Below are 17,125 nucleotides of genomic sequence, written 5' to 3'. Positions count from 1 at the left end.
AATAAACATTAATTTTGCCCTCTAATTTTGATAAAATGAGGCTGGCGATTAATGGTTTCGGTAGAATAGGCAGGACTTTTTTGCGCTTGGCATTGGCCGAGGGTTTTGAGGTAGTTGCAATTAATGATCTAGCTGATGCCAGTGCCATGGCCCATCTTTTTAAATACGATTCTGTACATGGTGTTTTTAAAGGTAAAGTTGCTGCTAAACCCGATGCCCTGGTAATTGATAAACTTTCTATTCCGGTTTTTTCTATTAAAGCGGCAGAAGAATTACCCTGGTCTGCATTAAGGGTTGATTTAGTGATCGATTGTACCGGGAAAAATCTAACGATTGATACCGCTGGGAAACACATTACCGCAGGAGCAAAACAGGTATTAATTTCGGCACCTGCAGCAGATGATATTCCAATGGTTGTGCTGGGCGTTAACGAGGATCGAATAGATTTAAACAGTGAAATTCTATCCAACGCAAGCTGTACAACCAATAATATTGCGCCAATGATCAAAATCCTTAATGATAATTGGGGAGTGGAGGAAGGTTATATTACCACTATTCACTCCATGACCGGCGATCAAAACCTGCACGATTCCAACCATAAAGATTTGCGAAGGGCTAGGGCTGCATCATCATCGATTATTCCAACAACTACAGGAGCGGCGAAGGCCATTACCCATATATTTCCAGAACTTGATGGGTGTTTAGGCGGTGCCGGAATCAGGGTTCCGGTGTTGAATGGATCGCTAACGGATTTTACCTGCCTGCTGAAAAAGAAAACAACCATAGCAGAAATTAACGAAGCGTTTAAAATTGCTGCCGCAACAGATCTGGCAGGCATTATTGAATATACGGAAGATCCGATCGTATCAGTAGATATTATTGATAATCCACATTCATGCATTTTTGATTCGCTGCTAACCTCCATCGTTTGCGATATGGTAAAGGTTGTGGGTTGGTATGATAATGAATTTGGGTATAGTTCTCGACTGATTGATATCGTAAAAAAAATAGCGGCAGTTAGAGAAGTAGATCAAACGGTATAGTGTTATCAGCTTGCAGGATTTGATGCATTATTCTTGTACCTGATTTACCAGTTTAATCCACTCAAAGCGATTTTGTATTTTTCTTCATCAAATTTGTATAAATTCGGTGATTTATAGGCGCCACCTTTTCGCTGTTCATCCAGCTTGATCAGGATATCGTAACGCATCATTTTTCTATAAAAATTTCCCCTGTTTAGCTTTTCTCCCAAGATCGCTTCATAGAGTCCCTGTAATTCCGGGAGTGTAAACGTTTCAGGTAAAAGGTTATATCCAATAGGCTTATAACTAATGTGTTCCCTTAAAGTGCTAAGCGCTTTTTTAAGAATAATTTCATGGTCCATCACCATTTTAGGATTAGATTCTACTGGTACCCACTCACAGCGATCTGAAAATACATCAGTTACCGGATTTACCCGTGTTTGATCAACCAATGCATAATACCCGATGGTAATAAAACGCTGTTTATGCCATAAATCATCAGGGTAATCTACAAAGTAACTTTCAGATCGATTAAGATTTCCAAATACGCCAAAATTATTCAGGAATATTTTGTCCGCCCCGCTTCTTTCAAACAAAATTCGTTTTGCAGCATCATCAATTGCCTCATCCTTTTGTAAATATCCGCCAGGTAAAATCCAATTTTCATCCTCTTTAATCTTTAATAGCAGAACGTTTAATTCGTTGTTCGAAAAGCCAAATACAACGCTGTCTATCGAAATATGAGGGATTGAACTCTGCCAAAATTCCGCACTTGCATCTTTTATATCCTGATTGATCATAGGTTGAAGATAGTTTATTTAAAGACTTCTAAAATTAATAATTTGTTTTTCTTAATTAAACACATTAATATTGCTTCATAATGAAGCAATGAGGAATTGTTCCATTTTTTACTAACCAATCTACCTCACCTCTGATTTTTTTGCTGAGAAATTATAATAAAAATTACATACTTAATACTAGTTGGCTATGAGCACCCTTAAGAGCACTTTACTATTGATGTTGTCTGCGTTTTGCATTTCATCCTACGCGCAGGAGAAAATAAAAAGAGATTCTATTCCCCAAAAGAAAGTAGCAGAGAAAAAAGAAGAAGATAATAGAAACGTGATGCTGAATGCGGCAAATAATACAGGCCCGCGTGATGTAAATATTGGTTTACCAACAACCGTTGGTGGCATCACCATTCAGGAAAATAATTTGCCCGTGGTGTATTTTTTCTGGCCGGAATTGCCAAACAGAACCTGGCGACAAAGTGTAAGTTTACAGAAAACCGGGTTATTAAAAATTGGCGAATCGGTAATTACTACCGGCGATCTGGGCTTCGCTGTTAATTCATACACCAAACTTGGAACACCCAAATTCGAATTAGTTGGTAATTTATCTGGCAGTCATTTCGGATGGTTAAAAGGTGATGTAAATGTTTCAGGGCCAATTTCCAATGGATGGTCTTATGTGGCTGGCATTTACCAAAACTATGATCCCAATTCCTTCGATGTTCAGTTTTCAGATTATTCTGATAAAACACAGATTTATCGTGCAGGCTTAACCAAACGTTTCAAAAAAGATAAGGGCGAGATTAGTTTTCTCTACAAATATGCCAATTCCATTTCACTAACCAATTATGCTGTTTTTCAATATAAAGAAAATGGGCAGGTACAGGAACTGGATAATTTTAGAATTGGTAGAGATTCTTACATCATCAACGATGGAATAATGAAATTTAAAGACATTCGTACAGGCGAATTTTCTTTTAAAAATGAGGGAGGAAATGATGCTGCATCCAGCTCACACAGTTTTGATGTACTGGGAAATTACAAGCTTAAAAACGGATGGAACTTTAATTTCAATACCCGCTTAAGGTTTGCAAAGGCCACCACATTAACCAATATTCCACTGGGAATTCTTCAGGCAGGATCAAATGACGGTTTTTCTTATGTAAGCAACGGACAAGCTTACACGGGTAATGTAAATTCGATGCTGGGATTATCTACCCCTAAAGCACCAACACAAACCGTGTTATCCAGATTTGAATTAACAAAAAAAGTAAATAACCACGATCTTAGATTGGGTTTAACGGAGTACTATTACAATGTTGATCAATACACTTCAAGCAGGGCCTTTTACTATCAAACCGTTTCTGCCAACCCAGAAAAGTTGATCAGGAACGTACCGGGCGGAAGTTCTAACACTGATGCAGATGGATTCTATAACTATAATTTAGGTGGTGAGTATCATGATGGTTATGAGAACAAACTCTCTACCTATTTCTCTGATCATTGGAATGTTTCTGATAAGTTTTCGATTAATTATGGTATCAATTTAAGGTACCATAGAATTGATGGAAATTATGATCAAACGCCACGTACGGTAGGTTTTGTTTTTGATCCAAATCAAAGAACGGCCATTAGCAACAACTGGTTTCATTTTGGTGGATCAGTTAATACGGTATACAAAATTACCAACAGGTTAGGCTTGTTAGCCGATTTTACTTATGCAGAAAATAATGGCCGGTTAGAAAGTTATTCGGGAGCTGTAGTACCAAATATGTCGAAAACGAAAAGTCCGTTAGGTGCTTTTGGTGTTTACTATAATCACGATAAATTCAGTGTTGTTTCACAAGCAACTTACTTAACCAGAAACAATTACTTCTCTCGCTTAAACCTGGTTAACCCAAGCAATGCCAGTGATTCTCAGGTGGCTACTGTTAATTATGACATTCAAACGCTGGGCTGGACAACAGACATTGTTGCAAATCCTTTTAAAGGCTTCAACATCCATTACCTGATTACTTTCCAAAATCCGATTTATAAAAATTACAATTTCTCTGCATTTGGAAACAGTTATTCTTACGACAATAAAAATGTGCTGGAAATTTCTAAAATGTTAATGGAGATTGATCCCAGCTACACTTACAAAGATTTTAAAGTTTGGGCAAGTTTCCGTTATTTCAGCAAGCAATTTGCTAACTTAACCAATGCGCTTTATTTCGCTGCCCGATGGGAAACTTTTGGTGGTGTAAACTATAAGGTGAACAAACATTTCGATTTTGGTGTAACTGCCGTAAACTTCTTAAACCAGACTGGTGCAAAAGGTACCATTAATGGCGCAGAGTTAATTACAGATGCATCTGCTTATTATAACCAGCTTCTGGTTGGCTCATATATCCGTCCGTTTACCGTTGAGGCGTCATTAAATTTCAGATTCTAACCAAATGAAAAAAATTACAGCAACTTTTACCATTGCACTTATGGGGAGTTTATCCTTAAGTGCCCAACAATTCTCCACTATTAAAAACAATAGCGGAGCCACCCTTGGGTATTCAGCAAATTCGGGTGTAAAAATTTTATCTGTAGGCGGTTTAAAGTTTAAAGACCTTAACCGAAACGGCAAACTTGATCGATATGAAGATTGGCGTTTATCCGTAGAAGAAAGGGCGAAAGATCTGGCTTCTAAAATGACGGTTGAGCAGATTGCTGGCTTAATGCTTTATAGCAGGCATCAGGCTTTGCCAGCTGGTGTGGCAGGTTACAATATGGGTACTTACAATGGTAAAGTGTTTCCGGAAAGCAAAGCAAAAGCATCAGATTTAAACGATCAGCAAAAGCTTTTTTTAAAGGATGATAACCTGCGTCACGTGCTACTCACGAGTGTTCAATCGCCGGAAATTGCAGCCATCTGGAATAATAATGTACAGGCTTTTGTCGAAGGCATTGGTTTAGGCATTCCGGCGAATAACAGTTCAGATCCCCGGCACATTGCTTTAGCCACCAGCGAATTTAATGCAGGTGCCGGAGGAAAAATTTCCATGTGGCCTGATGGCTTAGGGATGGCCGCTACTTTTGATCCTAAAATTGTAGAACAGTTTGGGCAAATCGCGGCGAAAGAATACAGGGCATTAGGTATTGCTACGGCATTATCTCCGCAAGTAGATTTAGGAAGCGAACCACGCTGGTACCGCATCTCGATGACTTTTGGTGAAAGTCCGCTTTTAACAACCGATATGGGGCGTGCTTACATCGATGGCTTTCAAACCTCTTATGGAAAAGATGAAATTAAGGATGGCTGGGGTTATCAAAGTGTAAATGCCATGGTTAAGCATTGGCCAAGTGGCGGTGCAGAAGAAGGTGGGCGAGATGGGCACTGGGCCTATGGAAAATTTACGGTTTACCCAGGCAATAATTTGCAACAACACATCGATCCTTTTGTAAATGGTGCCTTTAAATTGAATGGAAAAACCAGTAAAGCATCGGCTGTAATGCCTTATTACACCATCACTTTTAACCAGGATAAAAAATATAAAGAAAACGTAGCCAATGGCTTTAGTAAATACATTATTACAGATTTACTTCGCGATAAATATGGCTACGACGGCGTGGTCTGTACGGATTGGCTGGTAACTGGTGATGAAGGGAAAACGCCAAATCTTTTTGCAGGTAAACCCTGGGGTGCCGAAGCTTTAAGTATTGCAGAAAGACACTATAAGGTTTTAATGGCAGGTGTAGATCAGTTTGGTGGAAATAATGATAAAAAGCCAGTGCTCGAAGCATATCAAATGGGCGTGAAAGAATACGGTGAAAAGTTTATGAGGGCTCGTTTTGAAAGATCTGCGGTTCGTTTACTCAAGAATATTTTTCGTGTTGGTTTGTTCGAAAATCCTTATCTAGACGTAGCTGAAACCAAAGCCATTGTTGGCAATGCTGAATTTATGAAAGCGGGTTATGATGCGCAATTAAAATCAATAGTGATGCTGAAAAACAAAGGGAATGTTCTTCCTATGAAAGAGAAGCAAACCGTTTATATCCCCAAGATTTATACGGCACCTACTAAAGATTGGTGGGGAATTTATACCGCTGCAAAGTTAGATTATCCGGTAAATATCGATTTGGTTAAAAAATATTACAACGTAACCGATGTGCCAGAGAAAGCAGATTTTGCGATCGTGTTTGTAACCAGTCCGCAAAGCGTAGAAGGTGGTTATGATATCAACGATCGCAATGACGGAAGTAATGGCTATGTTCCAATTTCTTTACAGTACGGCACTTACACGGCTGAATATGCCCGATCAAAAAGTATTGCTGCAGGCGATCCGGTAATAGATGCAACTATAAAAGACCGCAATTACAAAGGGAAAACAGTTACTGCATCCAATACCATGGATTTGCGGACCATTCTGGATACCCGCGAAATGATGAAAGAAAAACCGGTTATCGTTTCAGTTACCGCATCAAAACCGATGATTTTTAATGAGTTTGAGAAAAATGTAAATGGCATTGTGTTGAATTTTGGAGTTTCCACACAAGCTGTTTTAGATATTATTTCAGGCAAAACCGAACCATCCGGCTTGTTGCCTTTACAAATGCCTGCTAATATGAAAACAGTCGAAAACCAGAAAGAAGATGTTCCTTTTGATTTAATTCCGCATCAGGATACAGATGGGAACCGCTACGATTTTGGTTATGGCTTAAACTGGAAGGGCGTAATCAAAGATGCGAGAACAGAAAAATATAAAAAATAACGACTGAAATTTTAAGCTATTCAGATGCTATCAGATTTAAGATAGTGTTTTGAAATTTCGATTAACAATAACAAAATAGAATCCCATGAAAAATAAAATCCCTTTATTACTATTTACTGCACTCAGCTTTTCTTTTTCGATTAAAGCACAGGAAGCAATTAAACTATACAATGGCAAAGCACCAGGATCTGAAAACTGGAAGCAAAAAGAAGCACAGGTTTATTCCGAGCGGTTTAAAACAGAAGTGGTGTACAATGTAACTGATCCATCAGTTTTGGTTTATAAGGTGCCAGAAGGCGTGAAAAATACAGGTACAGCCATCGTAATTGCTCCAGGTGGCGGCTTCCAGAGTTTATCTATCAACAGGGAAGGAATTGATTTAGCCAAGAGACTAAGTGAAAAGGGAATTACCGCACTGGTATTGAAATACCGCTTGTTGGAAACCATTTCTAATGATCCTGCAAAGGAAATGATGGATAAGCTGAAAGACCGTGCAGCATTTGAAAAAAGTGCTTTACCATTAATCGAAATGGCAGCTCAGGATGGTAAAAAAGCCCTTCAATATGTATATGAAAATGCGGCTAAACTAGGCGTAAAAACCAATCAGATTGGCATCATCGGTTTTTCTGCGGGCAGTACGGTCGCCATGCAAACCGTGTTAAATAACAACAGCACTTTCATGCCAAATTTTGCAGCGTCTATTTATGGAGGTGTTTCCGCAGAACTGTTACAAAAGCCATTGCCAAAGCTAACCATACCATTGTTCGTATGTGCTGCTTCAGATGATCAGTTAAAGCTGGCCCCAAGAAGCATTCAGGTATACAATAAATGGCTCGAAGGCGGCTATCCGGTTGAGCTGCATATGTATGAAAAAGGTGGTCATGGATTTGGTATGGGCAAACAAAACCTGCCTGTAGATAGCTGGGTTGATCGGTTTGAAGATTGGTTGAAGAACCACAAATTAATGAATTAAGATAACTAAATAGATAATAATATGAAAAAGCATCATGTAAACCAGGCCTTAAAGCTTTCGCTAATGGGTGCATTGGTTTTCTCGAATGTGGCATGGAAAAATGGCACTCCGAAAGGCAATGAAAAATCACCGAAAATTACCATTAATGGTTTCACTTTCGATGATTTAAACGGTAACGGTAAATTAGACAAATACGAAGATTATCGACTATCAATTAGTGAACGAGTTGATGATCTGATCAGTAAAATGACTGATGATGAAAAAGCTTCGATGTTAATGGGAACCGGAATGCCAGGCTTTGATGGTTTAACGCCAGTTGTTGGCGCCATTGAAGGTCGCGTTCCAGGTGCTGCAGGAGGTACCTATGCCATTAAACGTTTAGGTATTCCAGAGATTATTGTAGCGGATGGTCCTGCCGGATTGCGCATCAAACCCATTCGTGAGAACGATAAAAACACCTATTACTGTACCGCTTTTCCCGTTGGTACGGCATTGGCTTCTACCTGGAATCCCGAACTGATTCAAAGTGTTGGTAAAGCCATGGGGAATGAGGTGAAAGAATATGGCGTGGATGTGCTTTTGGCGCCGGCGCTGAATATTCACAGAAATCCTTTAAACGGACGCAATTTTGAATACTATTCAGAAGATCCTCTGGTATCTGGCAAAATTGCTGCAGCTATGGTAAATGGGATTCAGTCAAATGGTGTGGGTACTTCTGTTAAACACTTCGCCGCCAATAACCAGGAAACCAATCGCCTTTCGATTAATGAGCACATTACGGAAAGAACCATGCGTGAGCTTTATTTAAAAGGCTTTGAAATTACGGTAAAAGAATCAAACCCATGGACGATTATGTCGTCTTACAACCTGATCAACGGAACTTATACTTCTGCACGAAAAGATTTATTAACCAACATTCTTCGCGAGGAATGGGGTTTTAAAGGAATTGTAATGACCGATTGGTTTGGCGGATACGCTGGTTTTAGTTCCTTACAAGGTGGAACCAGTAATGTTGTCGCCCAGCTTGATGCTGGAAACGATTTGTTGATGCCCGGACTTCCTGCTCAGAAAAAAGCCATTTTAGAAAATATGAAAAATGGTAAGCTTTCAAAAGCGGTGGTGGATACCAACATTAAAAGAATTTTGGAACTGGTTTTTAAATCGCCAACCATGGCGAAATATAAATATACTGATAAGCCAAACTTAAAGGCCAATGCCGAAGTAACCCGAAATGCAGCTGCAGAAGGAATGATCTTGCTTAAAAACGAGAATAATTTATTGCCTTACCAAACCAAAGAAAAGACCATTTCAGCGTTTGGTGTAACTTCTTATGATTTTATTGCAGGTGGAACCGGAAGTGGTGATGTAAATGAGGCTTACACAGTTTCGCTAATTGAAGGGTTGGAAAAAGGTGGTTATAAATTAGATGCAGAACTCAAAACGATGTATACTCCTTTTGCCGCTAAAGAAAAAGCTGCAGAGTTAGAAAGTCGTAAAAAACGTGGAATTCTAGCATTGCCACAAAGATTACCAGAATTAGATTTGAGTAAAGATTTAATTGCTAAAAAGGCAGCATCTACTGAATTGGCTGTAATTACTATCGGAAGAAATTCGGGTGAGGGTGGAGACAGAACAGTAGATAACGATTTTAATCTGGCAGCTGATGAAGTAAACTTAATTAATAACGTTACTGAAGCTTTTCATGCCAAAGGCAAAAAAGTAGTGGTGATTCTAAATATTGGTGGCGTGATTGAAACCGCTAGCTGGAAAGATAAAGTAGATGCCATTTTACTCTCTTGGCAGCCTGGCCAGGAAGGTGGAAATTCTGTAACCGATATTTTTAGTGGAAAAGTTACCCCTTCAGGAAAATTAACCATGACTTTTCCTGTGAAGTATGAAGACACACCTTCGGCGAAAAACTGGTTAGGTATACCTGCCACAAACCCGGAAAACGTAACCTATCAAGAAGGAATTTATGTAGGTTACCGTTATTTTAATACGTTCAAGGTAAAACCATCGTTCGAATTTGGTTACGGATTATCGTATACCAACTTCGAATATTCGAATCTTAAACTGAGTAGCCAAACTTTTAATGGAAAGTTAACAGCCTCAGTAATGGTAAAAAATACTGGTAAAGTGGCTGGAAAGGAGGTTGTACAACTCTATCTTTCTGCACCTCACCAGAATATTGATAAACCAGTAGCAGAGTTAAAGGCTTTCGCGAAAACAAAGTTGTTAAAACCTGGTCAATCAGAAACCCTGCAACTCACTTTATCTCCGAAAGATTTAGCTTCATTTATTGAAAGTAAAAGTGCCTGGGTGGCCGAAGCCGGGAATTATAAAGTAGCTATTGGTGCTTCATCATTAGCTATTAAACAATCTGCAGAATTTTCTTTAGCTAAAGAACTGGAAGTAGAAAAAGTTCATAAAGCCTTTGCCTTAACCGCTCCGGTAAACGAGCTTAAAAGTAAATAATTTGATAAGCAGCCATAAAATCGCATTGACGGTGATTTTATGGCTGCCTTTTCTTTAGATTATAAAGGAGTTTCTTTCTGTTCAAGGGTGAGGTTAGTCTGTTACTTTCTTAATATTATCAGACTTTAGCCAAACTTAAATGCCTTAGCCATCAGTTCTATTTCGCTTCGTTTAATTTTAATGGAATTTGCGCAAAATACAGTACATGCCAAAACTAAAATATCAATAATGCACCTTATTTTGTGCATTTAACTAAATTATGCACAAAATAAGGTGCATTTTTATAGATCTATACTTTTTTATTTAATGTGATAAATTGCCCATTGCTAATAGGTCATCAAAATTCTTAATCAATTTTAATCAGGTTTCAAATGCTTTGCTAACTTTGCGAACGCACTGAAAACAACCCTGTATCTATCTTGTTAGTAGTTACACACTTTTTGATTAAGTAAATATGGTTAAATTCATTCTTCCCGAAGAAGTTCTTCCGCTTAGAAGCCTGATGCTTAGGAATAGTAAGCCTTTGGAAGAATGTGTTTTTGATGGCGATAAGGCTTATGATACTTTTCATTTAGGCTATGTAGACTATAACAAAATCAGGTCGGTAGCTACCTTTATGCGTAACGATTTTTTTCCTGAGGAAGGAGAGGGGTATCAGCTTCGCGGAATGGCCACACACCCCGATTTCGGCGGTAGGGGTTATGGAGCAGCTTTAATCAACTTCGCCATCGATTACCTGAAGGAATATAATACCGATTACCTGTGGTGCAATGCCAGATCTACGGCCGCAGCATTCTACAAAAAAATAGGATTTATCAATGAATCACCAGAATTTGACATTCCTGGCATCGGTTTCCATTACGAAATGAGACTAAAACTAAAATAATATATAAACATGAAAACAATTGATCAGTTAAATTTTAAAGATAAAAAAGCGCTAATCCGGGTAGATTTTAATGTGCCTTTAGATGATGAATTTAAAATAACCGATGATAAAAGAATGCGTGCTGCACTTCCAACCATTACAAAAATTTTAAATGATGGCGGTTCTGTAGTCTTGATGTCTCACCTGGGCAGACCAAAAGATGGGCCGACTGATAAATATTCTTTAAGACATATTTTAGGTGATTTATCGCGGATGCTTGATCTTGAAGTAAAATTTGCTGATGATTGTATTGGTGAAGATGCTGTAAACCAGGCAAAAAATCTTTTCCCGGGTGAAGTGCTTTTATTAGAGAACTTACGTTTCTACAAAGAAGAAGAAAAAGGTGATGTAGCTTTCGCAGAAAAATTAGCTAAACTGGGTAATGTTTATGTGAATGATGCATTTGGTACCGCTCACCGTGCACATGCTTCTACCTCAATTATTGCGCAATTTTTTCCTGATGCAAAATACTTTGGTTACTTAATGGCTTCGGAAGTAGAAAATGCAGAAAAAATCTTAAACCATGCAGAACGTCCATTCACAGCTATTATGGGTGGTGCAAAAGTTTCTGATAAAATCCTGTTAATTGAAAAATTATTAGATAAAGTAGATAACCTGATCATTGGTGGTGGTATGGCTTATACTTTCGCTAAAGCACAAGGTGGCGAAATTGGTACTTCACTTTTAGAAGCAGATAAGCAAGAACTTTCGTTAGAATTAATCGAAAAAGCAAAAGCTAAAGGCGTGAACTTAATTTTGCCTGTTGATACGGTAATTGCAGATAAGTTTGCGAATGATGCAGATAAGAAAGATGTAGATTCAGGTCAGATTCCTGCTGACTGGATGGGATTAGATATCGGTCCGAAATCAGTTGCTTTATTCCAGGAAGTAATTAAAAATTCAAAAACGTTATTGTGGAATGGTCCGATGGGTGTTTTTGAAATGGAAAATTTCCAGGTAGGAACCAAAGCTGTAGCTGATGCTGTAGTGGCCGCTACGACTGATAACGGTGCCTTTTCATTAATTGGTGGTGGAGATTCTGCTGCAGCAATTGCAAAATTCGGTATGGAAGATAAAGTTAGCTACGTATCTACAGGTGGTGGTGCTTTATTAGAATATATGGAAGGTAAAGAATTACCAGGCGTTAAAGCAATTAACGGGTAATCACTTCGTTATCGGATGAATTTCTCAGTCATCGGATGAATAATAGGCAACACGCTATATTCATCCGATGACTACTATTCGATAATTTGGTATTGGATTTTATTTTCAGTCATCGGATGAATAACAGGCGACAGGCTATATTCATCCGATGACTATTTTCGGTCAGATGCCTTCAAGATATTTCGTTTAAAAGCTAACATCGCTTCACTCTCTTTAATAAATTCATCTTTTCTTATTCCGCTTAGCAGAAAAAATAATTCCTGATTGCACAAAGTTCCGTTCCTTAAACCAGTAAGATCAAGGTATGAGGAGAATTTCCAGTCGTTTAAGTTCTTCGTTAAGCCAGCTTTTATAGGGTTTTGATGGATGTAATGCGAACAGCTTGCCAGATAACTTACCGTGTTATTATCATTCATATCTATCAGTTCTTTTGCTTTCGTTTTTTGCTGAAATAAAGATCCGGTTCTACGTTCCTGAAGATTAATTGCCCTTGTGTAAGACCTGAGCAAAATTCCTATGGCATTATTTAGTTTGTATGGAATTGCTAGTTCGTGAGAATGGATAATTAAATGAAAATGGTTGGGCATTAAGCAATAGCACAGCATATCGCCATGTGGAATTAATTCTTTCCTGATCTTGTCTAGAAAAAATAAATAATTTGCTTCTGTGAAAAATATTTTTTGGCTATTATTTCCTCTATTATAAATATGATAAACAGAATGGGGCTCGAATTTCATTCCTAAATATAATAATTTTGAAACGGTGTGTTAATTACCAACTGTAATATAAGAAGGACTTCTAATCTCAAGTTCCATTTCGAAAAATTTGTGCAACCAAGTCACTATTGGCCAGGATCATTCAACGATTTTGAGGCTTTACTCATGCAATTTATGATCAATTAGCCCAGATTTGCTGGTATACGATATGCTTTGGGCTAGCTTCCCACTTTAGAAAAACAAGATATATAATTTATTGATTACTAGATGTTGAGGCGTATATTGCGTTTGACTTAAGTTGTTTTTTAATTCAATTTAGCCGCTTTAATGTAACAAAAAAGATGTTGAAAACTTTTTTGTGGTAAAAAGTGGTAAAAAGTGGTAGAACTATTTACTTTTACACTAGATAAAAAGTGTAGATACCACTATGACCCAACTTTTAGGAGAATTTGATTGTAAACTTGACGCAAAGGGACGCCTTATGGTACCTGCTGCGCTTAAGAAACAATTGCCTAATTCTGAAAATGAGGGGCTTATTATTAACCGTGGTTTTGAAAAGAATCTGGTGATCTATCCTAAAAATGTTTGGGATGCAGTGGTAGCAGATCTTGCTAAGCTGAATATTTACGATCAGGAAAATCGTGCTTTTGTAAGGGCTTTTACCCGTGGGGCAACGGAGCTATCGCTTGATGCTGCTGGTCGGGTATTGCTGCCAAAATCTTTGGTAGAATATGCAGGTATCGGAAGCGACTTGGTTTTAGCTTGTCAGTTAGACCGGATAGAGGTTTGGGATAAAAAATCTTACGAAGATATTTTCGATGATGTACCTGCAAACTTTGCAGATCTTGCTCAAAAGGTAATGGGTAATAAGAAAGGGGGCGATGATGGAGAATAGTTACCATGTTCCGGTAATGTTGCAGCCGTGTATTGAGGGACTTAATATTAATCCTGATGGGGTTTATGTTGATGTAACCTTCGGCGGCGGCGGCCATTCAAGGGAAATTTTAAAACATTTAAGTGCTAAGGGTAAATTGATCGCTTTTGATCAGGATCCTGATGCGCAACAAAATATTCCGGATGATAACCGTTTGGTTTTTATTGATCAGAACTTTGGGTTTTTAAAAAATAACCTTCGTTTAAACGGTATCAGGGAAGTTGATGGAATCCTGGCAGATTTAGGTGTTTCTTCTCATCAGTTTGATGTCCCGCAACGTGGTTTTTCGATCCGTCATAATGCAGATTTGGATATGCGAATGGATCAGCACCGTAACTTAACAGCTGCAGATGTGCTGAACACCTATTCGGAAGATAAGTTACACAAGCTTTTCGGAATTTATGGAGAAGTGAAAAATGCGAAATCACTTGCCCGTGCAATCGTTACTTCACGTTTGGAAATGCCATTCACTGATATTGATAGTCTGAAAAGTGCTATTGCATCCTATATCCCGAAAGGAAAAGAAAATAAATACCTGGCGCAGGTTTTTCAGGCTTTGCGTATTGAAGTAAATGCTGAAATACAAGTGCTGGAAGATTTTTTGCAGCAGGCAGCTGATGTATTGAAGCCTGGTGGTCGCCTGGTGGTGATGTCTTATCACTCATTAGAAGATCGACCGGTTAAAAATTTCCTGGCTAAAGGAAAGTTTCAGGGAGAGGTAGAGAAAGATTTTTTTGGAAATCAGCAAAAGCCTTTTAATGTAATTACCAGAAAAGCCATTATGGCTGATGATGAAGAAATTGCTCAGAATAATCGTGCCCGTAGTGCGAAATTAAGAATTGCGGAGAAGATATGAACAAGTTCAGGGAAGATATAGAAGAGGAGGAGATTGGTCCTGAACCGGAGTTAAAGGCTGCGCCTAAAAAGCCAAAAACTGCTGAAGAGAAAATGGATAGTAATTCATTTATCAGCAAGCTTTTTAATGATGGATTAGTATCGAAAGAGGCGGCAACAGATGCTTTGCCTTATCTGTGTTTTTTAGCCCTTTTAGGGATGGTATATATTGCCAATAGCCACTTTGCGGTAAACAATGTTCGCCGGATCGATAAATTAAATAAAGAAGTAAAAGAATTAAGATGGGAGTATAAATCTTTAAAAGCCGAGCTGATGTTCAAAAGTAAATTGACAGAAGTGGCTAAAAAGGTAGATACCCTTGGGATAAAAGAACTCATTGAACCACCAAAAAAAATAATTGTTAAGAGCGATGAATATTAGGGCAAACATCTTGCTTCGTGTATATCTGGCATTTGGCTTAATTGTGCTTTTTGCTTTCGCGGTGTTTATGCGCCTTGGTCAGGTACAGTTTGTGCAAGGAAAAAAATGGAAAGCGATGGCCGATAGCCTGTCAACGCGTTATGTAAGTGTAGAAGCTACCCGTGGAAATATCTATTCTAACGATGGAAGTTTGCTGGCTACATCTGTGCCTGAGTATGAGTTGCGGATGGATATGTTCGCCGGAGGTATTGCAGAAGATAAAGTATTCAACTTAAAGGTAGATTCTCTGGGGATTAAATTATCGCAGATTTTTAACGATAAAACCGCAAAAGAATATGCCCGAATGCTGCGTAAAGGCCGGCAGGATAGTGCCCGGTATCTTTTAATCCACCGGAAGGTAGGTTATGCAGATTTGAAAACTATCCGGACTTTCCCCCTTTATAACATTGGTAAGTTTAGTGGTGGTTTAATCGCTGTTCAGCAGAACAAGCGAATTCTTCCGTTTCAGGCGCTTGCTGCCCGAACCATCGGTTATAAAAATGAAAATGTAAAAAATGGCGTTGGTTTAGAAGGCGCCTACAACGAATATATTAACGGTGAAACCGGGAAAAGACTAATGCAGCGTATTGCCGGAGGAGTATACATCCCGGTTAATGAAGAAGCCGAAGTTGCGCCAAAAGATGGGGCTGATATTATTTCCACCATCGATGTAAACATGCAGGATTTGGCGCAGAGTGCGCTGGAGAAACAATTGATCAAGTATGATGCAGATCACGGCGCGGTTATCGTTATGGAGGTGGCCACTGGCGAAATTAGAGCAGTAGCTAACTTTTCGAAAGTAGAGGAAGGCGTTTATAAAGAGAAATTCAATTATGCCATTGCAGGTAATCAGGATCCCGGATCTACCTTCAAGCTGGCATCTTATATGGCTTTGCTAGAAGATAAGCTGGTAGATACGAATATGATGGTAGGGACAGGGAATTACAAAATTCCTGGTCATATGATCAAGGATTCGCACGGAAGTATCGGTGTGGTTACGGTTAAAAAAGCTTTTGAACAGTCATCCAATGCGGCGATTGCTTACTTGATTAATAGCAAATATGGAGATAATCCTAAAAAATTTACTGATCATTTATACGATTGGCATTTAAATCAAAAGCTCGAATTGCAAATCCCCGGAGAGGCAAAACCAGTGATCAAAAATCCATCTAACAAAAGCTGGGGAAAAATGACTTTGCCACAAATGGCTTATGGCTATGAGATGCAGTTAACACCGCTTAAAATGTTGTCGTTTTATAATGCAGTTGCGAACGATGGAAAGTATGTAGCGCCGATTTTTGTTAAGGAAATCAGGAGGTTAGGTAATCCGGTTGAGCAGTTCAAAGCCAGGGTAATTAATGATAAAATCTGCTCTGATGTAACATTAAGTAAAATTAAAAGTATGCTGGAAGGTGTGGTTACAGAAGGCAGCGGCAGGCAATATGTTCATAATCCACTTTATAAAATTGCAGGTAAAACAGGAACAGCCCAGGTAGCCGATGCCAATAAAGGATATAAAGCCAAGAAGCAATATCAAGCATCTTTTGTAGGTTATTTTCCTGCCGATAAGCCTAAATACTCTATGATCGTGGTGATCAACGATCCAAAAGGCGGGTATTATGGTGCTTTGGTTTCAGGACCGGTTTTCAGAGAAGTGGCCGATCGGATTTATGCCAGCGATATGCAAATGTATAACGATGTTCCAACCAGATTGGTGGGCAATACAGGTAATCCGCCTACAAAGGCTGGACAGAGTAAAGCCACTCAAAAAGTGTATAAGGCATTTGGTTTTAAACCATTGTTTGCTTCCAAATCTGAATATTACAACATTATAGATACCAGCGCTGGTGCCGTTTTTCAGGAAAATACAGAGCAAAGAGGAGTGATGCCAAATGTGGCCGGAATGGGATTAAAAGATGCACTTTATCTTCTAGGGAATGCAGGTTTAAAGACAAAAGTATCTGGCTCAGGCCGGGTAATTAGTCAGTCGATCGCTGCAGGTGCCAAGGTTGGAAAAGGATTAGGCGTACAAATAGAATTGAATTAAATATAATGAATGAATGAACGGA

General features: G+C 38.7%; 13 protein-coding genes. 11 read left to right on the top strand and 2 right to left on the bottom strand.

Annotated features, from left to right (window positions below):
• The first annotated feature begins 35 nt into the window (after positions 1–35).
• On the top strand, positions 36–1,043 hold the full coding sequence (gene gap, locus ACN1CD_RS14470) for a type I glyceraldehyde-3-phosphate dehydrogenase (protein ID WP_419131091.1): 1,008 nt from the start codon (positions 36–38) through the stop codon (positions 1,041–1,043).
• A gap of 44 nt (positions 1,044–1,087) precedes the next feature.
• On the opposite strand, the gene ACN1CD_RS14465 is transcribed toward gap, so the two are convergent.
• Positions 1,088–1,822 carry an NUDIX hydrolase gene (locus tag ACN1CD_RS14465; RefSeq protein ID WP_419131090.1) on the bottom strand — a complete coding sequence of 245 codons (735 nt, stop codon included), beginning with the start codon at positions 1,820–1,822 and terminating at the stop codon, positions 1,088–1,090.
• A 187-nt stretch (positions 1,823–2,009) separates the two neighbouring features.
• Between ACN1CD_RS14465 and ACN1CD_RS14460 the strand changes: the two genes are divergently transcribed.
• The 6 genes from ACN1CD_RS14460 to ACN1CD_RS14435 all read left to right on the top strand — a co-directional run bounded on the left by ACN1CD_RS14460 (position 2,010) and on the right by ACN1CD_RS14435 (position 12,092).
• Positions 2,010–4,247, top strand: a complete 2,238-nt coding sequence (locus ACN1CD_RS14460) for a hypothetical protein (RefSeq protein WP_419131089.1) — start codon at positions 2,010–2,012, stop codon at positions 4,245–4,247.
• A 4-nt stretch (positions 4,248–4,251) separates the two neighbouring features.
• A complete protein-coding gene (locus ACN1CD_RS14455; RefSeq protein WP_419131088.1) occupies positions 4,252–6,555 on the top strand; it encodes a glycoside hydrolase family 3 protein in 2,304 nt (767 codons plus the stop codon).
• Positions 6,556–6,640: 85 nt separating this feature from the next.
• Positions 6,641–7,528, top strand: coding sequence for an alpha/beta hydrolase (locus ACN1CD_RS14450; RefSeq protein WP_419131087.1), 888 nt, complete (start codon positions 6,641–6,643; stop codon positions 7,526–7,528).
• Positions 7,529–7,549: 21 nt separating this feature from the next.
• Positions 7,550–10,003, top strand: coding sequence for a glycoside hydrolase family 3 N-terminal domain-containing protein (locus ACN1CD_RS14445; protein WP_419131086.1), 2,454 nt, complete (start codon positions 7,550–7,552; stop codon positions 10,001–10,003).
• A gap of 454 nt (positions 10,004–10,457) precedes the next feature.
• A complete protein-coding gene (locus tag ACN1CD_RS14440; RefSeq protein ID WP_419131085.1) occupies positions 10,458–10,889 on the top strand; it encodes a GNAT family N-acetyltransferase in 432 nt (143 codons plus the stop codon).
• Between the two features lie 9 nt (positions 10,890–10,898).
• The gene (locus ACN1CD_RS14435; RefSeq protein ID WP_419131084.1) at positions 10,899–12,092 is read left to right on the top strand and encodes a phosphoglycerate kinase; all 1,194 of its coding nucleotides are present in this window, start codon (positions 10,899–10,901) and stop codon (positions 12,090–12,092) included.
• A gap of 152 nt (positions 12,093–12,244) precedes the next feature.
• On the opposite strand, the gene ACN1CD_RS14430 is transcribed toward ACN1CD_RS14435, so the two are convergent.
• Positions 12,245–12,829, bottom strand: a complete 585-nt coding sequence (locus ACN1CD_RS14430; protein ID WP_419131083.1) for a transposase — start codon at positions 12,827–12,829, stop codon at positions 12,245–12,247.
• A 406-nt stretch (positions 12,830–13,235) separates the two neighbouring features.
• On the opposite strand from ACN1CD_RS14430, the gene mraZ reads away from it, so the two are divergent.
• Genes mraZ through ACN1CD_RS14410 form a run of 4 tightly spaced genes read left to right on the top strand, consistent with a single transcriptional unit; the run spans position 13,236 to position 17,103 of the window.
• Positions 13,236–13,703, top strand: coding sequence for a division/cell wall cluster transcriptional repressor MraZ (mraZ, locus tag ACN1CD_RS14425; protein WP_419131082.1), 468 nt, complete (start codon positions 13,236–13,238; stop codon positions 13,701–13,703).
• Positions 13,693–14,598, top strand: a complete 906-nt coding sequence (rsmH, locus tag ACN1CD_RS14420; protein ID WP_419131147.1) for a 16S rRNA (cytosine(1402)-N(4))-methyltransferase RsmH — start codon at positions 13,693–13,695, stop codon at positions 14,596–14,598. Before mraZ ends, rsmH begins: the two co-directional genes overlap by 11 nt.
• Positions 14,595–15,017 carry an FtsL-like putative cell division protein gene (locus ACN1CD_RS14415; protein ID WP_419131081.1) on the top strand — a complete coding sequence of 141 codons (423 nt, stop codon included), beginning with the start codon at positions 14,595–14,597 and terminating at the stop codon, positions 15,015–15,017. Before rsmH ends, ACN1CD_RS14415 begins: the two co-directional genes overlap by 4 nt.
• Positions 15,007–17,103: a penicillin-binding protein gene (locus ACN1CD_RS14410; protein WP_419131080.1), complete on the top strand. Its 2,097-nt coding sequence runs from the start codon at positions 15,007–15,009 to the stop codon at positions 17,101–17,103. The genes ACN1CD_RS14415 and ACN1CD_RS14410 overlap by 11 nt, the downstream gene beginning before the upstream one ends.
• Positions 17,104–17,125 lie beyond the last annotated feature (22 nt).

This window comes from Pedobacter sp. N23S346 (assembly GCF_048515415.1).
In the GTDB taxonomy this organism is placed as follows: domain Bacteria; phylum Bacteroidota; class Bacteroidia; order Sphingobacteriales; family Sphingobacteriaceae; genus Pedobacter.
This window is presented reverse-complemented; position numbering and strand designations above follow the sequence as displayed.

What these genes read in the sequence shown, in the direction of transcription:
- ACN1CD_RS14460 (WP_419131089.1), top strand. Translation starts at nt 2,010, where the DNA reads ATGAGCACCCTTAAGAGCACTTTACTATTGATGTTGTCTGCGTTTTGC.
- ACN1CD_RS14445 (WP_419131086.1), top strand. Translation starts at nt 7,550, where the DNA reads ATGAAAAAGCATCATGTAAACCAGGCCTTAAAGCTTTCGCTAATGGGT.
- gap (WP_419131091.1), top strand. Translation starts at nt 36, where the DNA reads ATGAGGCTGGCGATTAATGGTTTCGGTAGAATAGGCAGGACTTTTTTG.
- ACN1CD_RS14440 (WP_419131085.1), top strand. Translation starts at nt 10,458, where the DNA reads ATGGTTAAATTCATTCTTCCCGAAGAAGTTCTTCCGCTTAGAAGCCTG.
- ACN1CD_RS14430 (WP_419131083.1), bottom strand. Translation starts at nt 12,829, where the DNA reads ATGAAATTCGAGCCCCATTCTGTTTATCATATTTATAATAGAGGAAAT.
- rsmH (WP_419131147.1), top strand. Translation starts at nt 13,693, where the DNA reads ATGGAGAATAGTTACCATGTTCCGGTAATGTTGCAGCCGTGTATTGAG.
- ACN1CD_RS14450 (WP_419131087.1), top strand. Translation starts at nt 6,641, where the DNA reads ATGAAAAATAAAATCCCTTTATTACTATTTACTGCACTCAGCTTTTCT.
- ACN1CD_RS14415 (WP_419131081.1), top strand. Translation starts at nt 14,595, where the DNA reads ATGAACAAGTTCAGGGAAGATATAGAAGAGGAGGAGATTGGTCCTGAA.
- ACN1CD_RS14455 (WP_419131088.1), top strand. Translation starts at nt 4,252, where the DNA reads ATGAAAAAAATTACAGCAACTTTTACCATTGCACTTATGGGGAGTTTA.
- ACN1CD_RS14410 (WP_419131080.1), top strand. Translation starts at nt 15,007, where the DNA reads ATGAATATTAGGGCAAACATCTTGCTTCGTGTATATCTGGCATTTGGC.
- ACN1CD_RS14465 (WP_419131090.1), bottom strand. Translation starts at nt 1,822, where the DNA reads ATGATCAATCAGGATATAAAAGATGCAAGTGCGGAATTTTGGCAGAGT.
- ACN1CD_RS14435 (WP_419131084.1), top strand. Translation starts at nt 10,899, where the DNA reads ATGAAAACAATTGATCAGTTAAATTTTAAAGATAAAAAAGCGCTAATC.
- mraZ (WP_419131082.1), top strand. Translation starts at nt 13,236, where the DNA reads ATGACCCAACTTTTAGGAGAATTTGATTGTAAACTTGACGCAAAGGGA.